Origin of the sequence: Collinsella sp. SGI.033, from assembly GCF_050315135.1 — a bacterium.
GTDB lineage: Bacteria > Actinomycetota > Coriobacteriia > Coriobacteriales > Coriobacteriaceae > Collinsella.
In genome coordinates this window covers 25,802-36,144 of record NZ_JBNPOK010000022.1, presented here as the reverse complement: position 1 = coordinate 36,144, position 10,343 = coordinate 25,802, and the positions used below count along the sequence as shown (strand labels likewise).

The following is a 10,343-nucleotide window of genomic DNA, read 5'->3' as shown; positions in this document are numbered from 1 at the left end:
CGAAGGACCTGAGAAGGGGGAGGCCTCGCGGCCTCCCCCTTTTTCGTTTCTCAGGCAATTTGTCTCACATAGTAGCTGTGTTTTATAACCCTCGTTTGTCGCATCTTCTTTGAACGGGCTACAATATCGTAGTCTGTGTAGCATGGAGGTGAACATGGCTGAAGCTGGTATCGGCGTTGATATCGTCGAGATTTCCCGAATGAAATCAATCCTTGAGAAGACGCCGTCGTTTGCCCGGCGCGTGTTTACCGATGAAGAGCGTGCGTATTGCGATGCGTCGTCTCGCCCTGCCGCTCATTATGCCAGCCGCTTTGCCTCTCGCGAAGCGGTACTTAAGGCACTTGGAACGGGGTTTAGTCAGGGCGTTGGACGTAAGGACGTTTCCGTAACACGCGATAGGCTCGGCAAGCCAAAGGCTCTGCTTTCTGGTCGCGCTCTCGAAATCGCCCAGGATTTGGGTGTTGTCGAGGTTGCTCTTTCTATTACCCTTACGGGTGACTTGGCTGTCGCTAATGCCATTGCGATCACCGAGGATGCTCGACCTAAGCCTAAGGAAGAAAAAATGAGCACCAAGGAGCGCGTTGCCCAGACATTTAAAGAGGCTCGTTCTGTATTGGATGAGCTTGAACAGCTGCAACAATCTGCTTTGTCGGAGCATTTGATCGATGATCCGCAAGATACGCAAGGAGCATAGATGAAACCGGTTTTGAGTACCGAGGAAGTCGTTCGCCTCGAGGATATTATCGAGCGCGAGGGCACCTCGAAGGCCGAGCTCATGGAGTTGGCAGGTGAATTTGCCGCCAACGAGATTTTAAAGCTCAACCCTGATCGCGTTCTTGTGCTGGTCGGCTTTGGCAACAATGGCGGTGACGGTTGGGTCGCTGCGGATATCCTGACCCATAAGGGCGTTGATGTTGATATCGTTTCTCCAGTTGAGCCGGATGAGATTCCTGCTGCCCTTGCTCGTCATGTTGCCCGTCGCACCGCCGGTCGCGACGTTCATGTGTGCGTTGGGCCTTCGCGAGACGAGCTAGAGGTTCTCATTAACAAAGCGGATGTCGTGGTCGATGCTATTTTTGGTACCGGTTTTCACGGCAACCTTCGTGCGCCGTTTTCTATTTGGATTCCTACGGTTAACGAGTGCGCCGATCACGTTGTTTCTATCGATGTTCCCTCGGGCCTGAATGCCGAGACGGGCGTTGTGGATGACGACTGCATCCGTGCCGAGCGTACCGTGACGATGATTGCCCCTAAGATCGGCCTCTACAGCGCAGACGGTCCGGAGTATGCTGGCGACCTGGTGTGTGGCGGTCTGTACGACCGCCTCGACGAAGTCATCGATGATGTCGATCATGCTGCCGAGATCGTTGAGCCCGGTGATCTGGTGGACTACTTTGCCCCGCTGCCCACGAATATCGATAAGTATTCGCGCGGCTCTGCGCTCATCGTTGCCGGGTCGGCACAATATCCTGGTGCCGCCATCATGGCCGCAAAGTCTGCCGCTCGTGCTGGTGCCGGTTATGTGGCCGTTGCGACGCCCGATGCGTGCGCCAACCTTATTCGTATGGCGCTCCCGTCGATTCCCGTTTTCGCCATTCCGTCTGATTCCCGTGGATCTTTTGGTGCTGCTGCGCGTATGACAGTGTGCGAGATTGCTAAGAAGTACAGCTGCGTTGTGTGTGGGCCTGGCATGACGACGTCTGCCGGATCGATGCAAGTCGTTTCGGGCCTGCTTGAGCTCGATGTGCCGCTTATCCTAGATGCAGATGCGCTCAACTGCCTTGCCAAGATTGCAATCGACGGCATCGACAGTAATCCCGAGATGTACCGTCGCGAGCAGCCGCTCGTTATGACGCCGCATTATCGCGAGCTTTCGCGTCTCGTTGCCGGCGACGAGGTCAATGATCTTGGCACTGCTATTGCCGCTGCTCAAAAGATTGTCTGGGCTGCCGGTTCCGATAATCTCGTTGTTATCGCTAAGGGCCCGACGACGGCCATTTGCGGCGTCGAGCGCGTGCTGCTGCCGCTTTCGGGCCCAGCGTCGTTGGCGACCGCTGGCTCGGGTGATGTCCTCGCAGGTATCCTTGCAGGAACGCTTGCGACCATGCGTGACGAGATGGACCGTTGGGAGCTGCTGTACTCGTATGCCGTCGCACTCCACAGCTATGCCGGCTTTGCTGCGGCGACGGAGTATGGCGAGAAGAGCGTTATCGCGACCGATCTTATCGACTTGATCGGTCCCGCCATGGAATTGGCGGCAAAGGATGCGCTCGATGATCTGGGAATCATGGACGAAGGGTCGGATGACTAATCATGAATAAAGCCGATTTGACGCGTTGGTCCTGGGTCGAGATCGACCGCGGGGCGCTCCGCCGCAATACGAGGGCCTATAAGAACTTGCTAGATCCGCGTCAGCGCCTGTGCTGCGTGGTTAAAGCCGATGCTTATGGTCATGGAGCCGTCGAGTGCGCCAAGATCATGTATTCGGCCGGTGCCGACATGTTTGCCGTGGCGACGGTCAGCGAGGGTATTGAGTTGCGCCAGGGCGGAATCACCAAACCCATCCTGATTCTAAGCGAGCCTCCCATCGAGGCTATTCCTTCATTGCTCGAGTTCGATATCATGCCCTCGGTCTATACGTCCGATTTTGCTCTTGCGTATGGTGAATGTGCCGTCGCGGCGGGCAAGGTGGGCAAGTATCATCTTGCCATCGAGACGGGTATGAACCGCATCGGCGTTCACTACACGCAGGTGCTCGACTTTGTCCGCGGTATTAATTTCCATCGTGGTATTCAGTGCGACGGCGTATTTACGCACTTTGCCACGGCCGACGAACCATCGGGTTGGGACTACAAGCTGCAGTGCCAGCGCTTTACCGAGGCCGTTCAGGCCATTAAGGATGCGGGTTTTGAGTGCGGCATCGTGCACTGTGCCAACACGCCGTCCTCGATGCTCGACCCCTCGATGCATTTTGATATGATTCGCGCTGGCGTTGGCTTGTATGGCATGCAGCCGTGCGAGCTGAGCGGCCGCGTGATGCGGCTTGATCCCGTTATGAGCGTTCATGCGCGCGTGACGCGCGTGGCGCATCCTGCGATGGGCGAGGGCGTAGGCTACGGTTTTACCTACCGCGTACCGCGCACACGCGTTCAGATCTGCACGCTGCCGATCGGATATGCCGACGGCCTTTCGCGCACGCTTTCCAATCGTATGGACGTGCTGTATCGCGGTGAGCGCGTGCGTCAGGTCGGAAATATCTGCATGGATCAGTTTATGGTTGCCATTCAGTCCAACCCGGCTCACGAGATTCCCGAGGCCGAACATGGCGACGAGATGATAATTATCGGTCGCGATGGCGATGCCGAGATTACCATGGATGAGATGGCGCGCCTGCGCGGCACGATCAACTACGAGGTCGCCTGCGGCTTTGGCATGCGTCTCGACAAGGTCTACGTGTAGGAGCCGCTATGGGCGTTATGCACATCCCCGGCCATAGCCATCAGGCGCCGCGCGAAGTTGCACTCGAGGAGATCGAGGCCGTCCTGGGTGATTGCCGCCTTTGCCAGCTTTACCAGTCGCGCCACAATATCGTGTTTGGGGTGGGAAACCCCCGCGCTCGCGTGATGTTTATTGGTGAAGCGCCGGGCCGTAACGAGGATTTACAGGGCGAGCCCTTTGTGGGGGCGGCGGGTGAAGACCTCAACGGCATTCTGTCCCTGGCGGGCCTTAAGCGTGAAGATGTCTATATCGCCAATGTGCTTAAATGTCGCCCGCCGGGAAACCGCAATCCGCGTCCCGAGGAAGTGCTTGCTTGCTCACCGTTTTTGCGCGAGCAGATTCGAAGCATTTGGCCCGATATCATCGTGACGCTCGGCAATCCCGCAACGCACTTTGTGCTCAAGACCGAGATTGGCATTACCAAGCTGCGCGGCAGGTTCCATCAGATGGGGCACTTTGTGGTGATGCCGACGTTTCATCCCGCGGCGGCGCTGCGCAATCCGGCGTGGCAGGAGTTGCTGGAGGAAGACTTTAAGATGCTGGGCGACTATCTGGTGCGACACCCCGCGCCAGAGGGCGCCTCGGAATAATAAGGAGCGTATATGTCCCTGGAGCGCCTGGGGCTAGGTACCTACAAAACGGCTCGTACTGCCGATACGGAGCAATTTGGCGAGTTGGTTGCACCGTGTCTAGAAAATGGCGATGTGCTGATACTGACCGGCGGCTTGGGCGTGGGAAAGACCCACTTTACCAAGGGCGTCTCGCGCGGCTTGGGCGATGAGCATATGGTCACGAGTCCTACGTTCGCGCTCATGGCCGTTCACGACCAGGGGCGTATTCCGCTGTTCCATTTTGATCTGTACCGCTTGGAGCATGCCTACGAGCTCGAGGATACGGGCATTTTTGACGTGCTCGGCTATGAGGGCGCTTGCCTGTTGGAATGGGGCGAGCAGTTTCAGGACGAGCTGACGGATGAGTATCTCTCGGTGACGCTTAGGCGCGATGAGGACGATAGCGACGTGCGAACGATCGCGCTCGAGGCGCACGGCGAGCGCGCGACGGAGCTTTTCGATTTGATTGATAAGGCTGTACAAGATGAGCTTGCATAACGACAACGCGCTGGTAGTGGCGCTCGATACTTCGACCGACATGCTTGCCTGCGCGGCAAGCTGGATTGATGAGCAGACGGGCGAGGCGAAGCTGGTGAGCGGGGACCATCTGTGTCGTCGCCATGCCAACGTGGAACTTGTGAATACCGTCGATGACGTGTTGGCGCAGGCCGGGCTGAATCGCGGCGATGTCGGCTGTTATGTGGTTGGACGCGGCCCGGGTTCGTTTACGGGCGTTCGCATTGGCATCTCGACCGCTAAGGGTCTGGCGCGCGGTGCCAACGTGCCGTTGCTGGGCGTGTCGACACTTGACGCTTGCGCCTGGACGGCGTGGAAGGCTGGCGTGCGCGGCAAGCTTGGTGTTCTTGCCGACGCCATGCGTGGCGAGGTGTATCCGGCTCTGTACGTGCTGGGGGACGAAGGTCCCGAGCGTCTGTTTGAGCGCGAACACGTGGTCAAAGCCGCCGTGGCGCTTGATGAGTGGCGCCAGGCCGCGGACTGGAGCCAGGTTAAGCTGACTGGTGACGGTCTCGTACGTTATGGCAAGCTGCTGAGTGAGGACGAGACTGCGCGCTGCGTGGAGCGAGACCTGTGGTGGCCCTCGGGCGAGGGCCTTCTGATGGCGCACGCCGCGGGCGACGGTAATCCGGCTCGCGTTTTGCCGATCTACACGCGTCTTTCGGATGCCGAGGAAAATGAGCGTAAGCGCCTTGGGCTTGCCGAGAGCGCCCAGAGCGAGATTACGGGTGTTGCCGACGAGCTCGCCGGTCGCCATCTGCAGTTCCGTCCCATGGGCGCGGCGGATGCCGAGGGCGCGAGCGCATTGGAGGCCGCCTGCTTTGAAGGCGCCGGACACGAGGCGTGGACGCCGGGCATGTTCCTGTCCGAGCTGGGCGAGGGCGTTGCCGCACCGCGTAGCTGGTGGGTGGCGCACGACGACGGTCAGCTGCTGGGGCTTGCCGGCGGCATGGTCGTCGACGGTGACGTTCAGATTATGGACGTCGCAGTTGATCCTGCTCATCGTCGCGAGGGCATTGCCCGCAAGCTGCTGTCGCACGTGAGCTATGACGCCCAGATGCTCGGCTGCACCACTGCTTCGCTTGAGGTTGAGGACGGCAACGAGGGTGCGATTGCGCTCTATAGCGCCTTGGGCTTTACCGAGGCGGGTCGTCGCCGTGGCTACTACGGCGTCGGCAAGGATGCCATCGTCATGACGGCGTCGCTGCCCCTGGTGCTTCCTCTCGACAATGCCTCGCCCGAGCCAACGGCTGCCGAGCAGCGCGTCTGGCCGCTGCCTGAGCCCGAGCGCACCGCCGAGGAGCGTGCCGAAATCGAGCGCCGTCGCCTAGTTCTTGCCATCGAGAGCTCTTGCGACGAGACGGCTGTTGCGATTATCGATGCGGACGGCAATATGCTGGCCAACCAGGTGTCGACGCAGATTGATTTTCATGCTCGCTTTGGCGGCGTGGTGCCCGAGATCGCCTCGCGCAAGCATGTCGAGGTGATTGTGAGTGTCGTAGATGCGGCGCTTGAAGATGCCGCGGTATCGCTTGGCCTTGAGGGTGGAGCGATTGCGCCAAGTGAGCTTGCCGCCGTGGGTGTGACGCAAGGCCCGGGCCTGGTGGGTGCCCTGGTGGTGGGCGTCGCCTTTGCCAAGGGCTTTGCGTATGCTGCCGGTAAACCGCTCGTGTGCGTCAATCATCTGGAGGGTCACCTGTTCGCCAACCTGCTGGCGCAGCCCGACCTTAAGCCGCCGTTTATCTTTACGCTTGTCTCGGGTGGGCACACCATGCTCGTGCACGTAAAGGCGTGGGGCGACTACGAGGTGCTTGGCGAGACGCTGGACGACGCCGTGGGCGAAGCCTTCGACAAGGTTGCCAAGGCGCTGGGCCTGGGCTATCCCGGCGGCCCCATCATCTCCAAGCTCGCCGAGACGGGCAATCCCCGCGCGATCGATTTTCCCCGTGCGCTTAACAGCAGGGGAGACTACCGCTTCTCGCTTTCGGGCCTCAAGACGGCGGTGACGCTCTATATTGAGCAGGAGACCAAGGCTGGGCGCACGATTCACCTGCCCGACCTGGCGGCTTCGTTTGAGGCGGCGGTCTTTGACGTGCAGTACAAGAAGGCCAAGAACGCCCTGCACGCCACCGGGTGCAAGGAGTATTGCATCGGTGGCGGCGTCTCGGCCAACCCGCATCTGCGCGAGATGATGATTAAGAAACTCGGGCGTCAGGGGATTCGCGTAACGGTGCCGCCTCTCTCGGCCTGTACTGACAACGCCGCCATGATTGCGGAGGTCGCTCGCCGCAAATTCGACCGAGGTGAAATCTCGCCGTTCGACGTCGACGCCGATCCAAACATGACGCTGTAGTCGTATGGGTGCGGTCCCCGACGCTGCCCGGGCGCCAGCGGCCGCATATGAACTTTCCTGCTCTACAGTCCTGCTCACGACGGAGGCCACATTAAGTGGCCTCCTGTTCGTGCGGAACTCGCGATAAAGTTCATATGCGGCCGCTGGCGCCCGGGCAGCGTCGGGAACCTTTCTGTATCGATGCAGCTACTGAGCTGGATCGGCGTCGACAACGTCCGGCAAGGTTAGCCAGCCTGCGTCGAATTTACGGCGTGCTTTAGCTGAAAGAAACCTACCTGATAATCGACTCAATATCTCGGCTTTTATATAGCAGTCGGCGGACTTCCATGACGTCGTCGATGACGACATAAAAAACCATGTAGTTGCCAACGTAGAAGCGGTAATACGGGTGCAACCGTCTTCTTGTCGAAGGGTATGTTGGTGACATGGTTGGATTCTTGAGATGCTCGAGTATGCCTGCTTCAACATTGTCGACAAGCCTATTTGCTGCAGCGGGGTTATTGAGATCAAAGGCGATATATGACGCTGCTTGGCTGAGGTCCTCCCAAAATAGGGGAAGATAGCGGCGCTTATAGTGCCTGTTCATCGAGACCGCCGTCGAGCATTTTTCTGACAGAGCCAAAGACATCGTCGTGTGTATAGCGAAGTTGCATGCTGGCAGCCTGACGATCAGCGGCATCAAGTGCGCTCTCGATTGTATTGCTCAGTGACTTGTACTGCTCAAAGCTCATGACGACCATAGAGCCCCGCCCGTTTTTAGTTAGAAAAACCGGACCCTCCTGTTCGACTTCGCGTTCAACATCCGGGTAGTGATTTCTAAGATCTGAGACTGGCCTAATATTCACAGCTACCTCCTGAGCTATCAGGATATTATCGTAATTATGATAACAGAGTTGAGATTTGGGATGGGAACTCCTCGGGGGCGGGGCGGGCGCCTGCCGCCATATATGAACTTTATCGCGAGTTCCGCACGAACAGGAGGCCACTTAATGTGGCCTCCGTCGTGAGCAGGACTGTCCGAGCAGGAAAGTTCATATATGGCGGCAGGCGCCCGCCCCGCCCCCGAGGAGCATCTCTCAAGCAAAAACTGTCGTTCGGTAAAGTCCGAGGTCAGTGACGTTTTATACCGAGAAATTCAAATAAAGTTGAAAATCCATTACATATTTGCGTTGACTTTAGGCAACTAAAGTTTCATACTCCTTTTCATCCACTGGGGGATGTGAACACGCACGGTTCGTTCGCATCATGATTGAAGAGGATTTCTTAGACATGTTCACGCATCAGCTAAACATTATCAGCGTAGTAATTATCTGATGCGGGTTAGCACATACAGCTAGCCCGTACGATAACGGGCGGCTGATGAAGATGAGGGCCGTCGAGCGCAACCGACGGCCCTCATTTTTTATGTCTAGGAAGTTCTTTTTAGAGGAGGAAATGTAATGAACGGAGTTTTGCTTATGGTTGTGGCCGCGGCGGTGCTCGCCTGCGGCTATCTGGGCTACGGCCGCTGGCTGGCTAACAAGTGGGGCGTTGATAAAGAGGCTCTCACGCCTGCCAAGCGCATGAAGGACGGCAAGAGCTTCTCGCCCGTCTCCGCCTTCACCGCGTTCTCGCATCAGTTCAGCTCGATCTGCGGTGCTGGCCCTGTTACGGGTACGATCGTCGCCATGGCCTTCGGCTGGCTGCCCGTCGTGCTCTGGGTCCTCGTCGGCGGCATCTTCTTTGGCGCCGTTCACGACTTTGGCGCCCTGTACGCTTCGATGAAGAACAACGGCAAGTCCTTGGCTCAGCTCATCGAGAAGTACATCGGCAAGACCGGCCGTCGCCTGTTCCTGCTGTTCTGCTGGCTGTTCTGCATCATCGTCATCGCCGCTTTTACCGACATGGTCTGCAAGACGTTCATGTTCACCCCGGTCGTTGACGCCTCTGGCGCTGCCACCGGTGCCATCGACTTCACCAAGTCCTATGCCGCTGGCTGCGCTGGCACCATCTCCATCCTGTTCACCTTCGTCGCCATGGCCTTTGGTTGGGCTCAGAAGAAGTTCAACCTCACCGGCGCTGCCGAGTTCGTCACCGGCGTGGTGCTCATGGTCCTCATGTTTGCCGTCGGTATGCAGTTCCCGGTTTACCTGGACAAGCTCCAGTGGTTCGCCGTCGTCATGGTCTACCTGGTCTTTGCCGGTGCCATGCCCATCCAGATGCTCAAGACCCCTCGCGACTACCTCACTTCCATCATGATGATCGTCATGATTGTCTGTGCTGTCCTCGGCATCGTCGTCCTGGGCGTTAACGGCCAGGCCACCATCACCGCTCCGGTTTTCACCGGCTTTAGCAATGCCTCGGGCATGATGTTCCCGGTCCTGTTTGTCTCCGTTGCCTGCGGCGCTCTCTCCGGTTTCCACAGCCTCGTTTCTTCGGGCACCTCTTCCAAGCAGGTCGAGAAGGAGCAGGACGCCGTCACGGTCGGTTATGGCGCCATGATCGTCGAGTCCTTCGTCGGCATCCTCGCCATCATCGTCGCCGGCATCATGTTCTCCGACATGAACACTGCCGGTACCGGCGCCCTCAACGCCGGCGTCGCTTCCACCCCGTTCCAGATCTTCGCTGCTGGCATTTCTCGCGGTATGCAGGCCTTCGGCGTTGACGGCACGCTTGCTACCGTCTTTATGACCATGAACGTCTCCGCTCTGGCCCTGACCTCGCTCGACGCCGTTGCCCGCATCGCCCGCACCTCGTTCTCCGAGTTCTTTGCCCAGACCAACGACGCCCTGGCCATCGAGTCCAAGGCCGGTTACATGAAGGTCCTCGGCAACCCCTGGTTCGCCACGGTTGTCACCCTGCTCCCCGGCCTCGCCCTCGCCTTTGGTGGCTATGCCAACATCTGGCCGCTCTTTGGTGCTTCCAACCAGCTGCTCGGCGGCATGACCATGATCACCCTTGCCGTGTTCTGCAAGTGCACCGGTCGCAAGGGCTGGATGCTCTACGTGCCCGTCGCCTTCCTGCTCTGCTGCACCTTTACCTCGCTGGTCCAGAGCGCCATGGGCTGCATGACCGCCGTCCAGGCCTACGGCTTCTTCGGTACCATCCCAGCTACCGCCACTACGGCCGCCGTCTCCGTCGCCGCCACCAAGGGCCTGCAGCTCGTCTTTGCCGTCCTGCTGATGGTCCTGGGCCTCATCGTTGCCGTCAACTGCCTCAAGGAGCTCTTCGGCAAGGAGGCCGGTTCCATGCCCGACGAGGAGCCCGAGTGGTCCGAGATGGGCAAGGCCGAGTATGGTCGCGCTGCTGCTGCCGAGGCTCCCGCAGGCGCCGAGGCCGCCAAGGCCTAATCGACCTAACGGATTGAACGTCACATCTATATGACT

9 protein-coding genes are annotated in these 10,343 nt (G+C 58.7%); 7 read left to right on the top strand and 2 right to left on the bottom strand.

The window, feature by feature from the left end:
• Window positions 1-154: 154 nt before the first annotated feature.
• Genes acpS through tsaD form a run of 6 tightly spaced genes read left to right on the top strand, consistent with a single transcriptional unit; the run spans window position 155 to window position 6,978 of the window.
• Window positions 155-694: a holo-ACP synthase gene (acpS, locus tag ACQRC0_RS07280; protein WP_427728961.1), complete on the top strand. Its 540-nt coding sequence runs from the start codon at window positions 155-157 to the stop codon at window positions 692-694.
• Window positions 695-2,311, top strand: a complete 1,617-nt coding sequence (locus tag ACQRC0_RS07275) for an NAD(P)H-hydrate dehydratase (protein ID WP_427728959.1) — start codon at window positions 695-697, stop codon at window positions 2,309-2,311.
• Window positions 2,312-2,313: 2 nt separating this feature from the next.
• Complete coding sequence (alr, locus tag ACQRC0_RS07270; RefSeq protein ID WP_427728957.1) at window positions 2,314-3,459, top strand: alanine racemase; 1,146 nt, start codon at window positions 2,314-2,316, stop codon at window positions 3,457-3,459.
• A gap of 8 nt (window positions 3,460-3,467) precedes the next feature.
• Window positions 3,468-4,088: a uracil-DNA glycosylase gene (locus ACQRC0_RS07265; protein ID WP_154515160.1), complete on the top strand. Its 621-nt coding sequence runs from the start codon at window positions 3,468-3,470 to the stop codon at window positions 4,086-4,088.
• A 12-nt stretch (window positions 4,089-4,100) separates the two neighbouring features.
• The gene (tsaE, locus tag ACQRC0_RS07260; protein WP_154515158.1) at window positions 4,101-4,607 is read left to right on the top strand and encodes a tRNA (adenosine(37)-N6)-threonylcarbamoyltransferase complex ATPase subunit type 1 TsaE; all 507 of its coding nucleotides are present in this window, start codon (window positions 4,101-4,103) and stop codon (window positions 4,605-4,607) included.
• Window positions 4,594-6,978 carry a tRNA (adenosine(37)-N6)-threonylcarbamoyltransferase complex transferase subunit TsaD gene (gene tsaD / locus ACQRC0_RS07255; RefSeq protein ID WP_427728954.1) on the top strand — a complete coding sequence of 795 codons (2,385 nt, stop codon included), beginning with the start codon at window positions 4,594-4,596 and terminating at the stop codon, window positions 6,976-6,978. The genes tsaE and tsaD overlap by 14 nt, the downstream gene beginning before the upstream one ends.
• Window positions 6,979-7,249: 271 nt before the next feature.
• On the opposite strand, the gene ACQRC0_RS07250 is transcribed toward tsaD, so the two are convergent.
• Window positions 7,250-7,564, bottom strand: coding sequence for a type II toxin-antitoxin system RelE/ParE family toxin (locus tag ACQRC0_RS07250; protein ID WP_427728952.1), 315 nt, complete (start codon window positions 7,562-7,564; stop codon window positions 7,250-7,252).
• Window positions 7,548-7,823 carry a type II toxin-antitoxin system Phd/YefM family antitoxin gene (locus tag ACQRC0_RS07245; protein ID WP_152077364.1) on the bottom strand — a complete coding sequence of 92 codons (276 nt, stop codon included), beginning with the start codon at window positions 7,821-7,823 and terminating at the stop codon, window positions 7,548-7,550. Before ACQRC0_RS07245 ends, ACQRC0_RS07250 begins: the two co-directional genes overlap by 17 nt.
• Window positions 7,824-8,417: 594 nt before the next feature.
• Here ACQRC0_RS07245 and ACQRC0_RS07240 point away from each other — a divergent pair.
• Window positions 8,418-10,307 (top strand): carbon starvation CstA family protein, encoded by a 1,890-nt coding sequence (locus tag ACQRC0_RS07240; protein ID WP_427728950.1) that lies wholly within the window; start codon window positions 8,418-8,420, stop codon window positions 10,305-10,307.
• Window positions 10,308-10,343 lie beyond the last annotated feature (36 nt).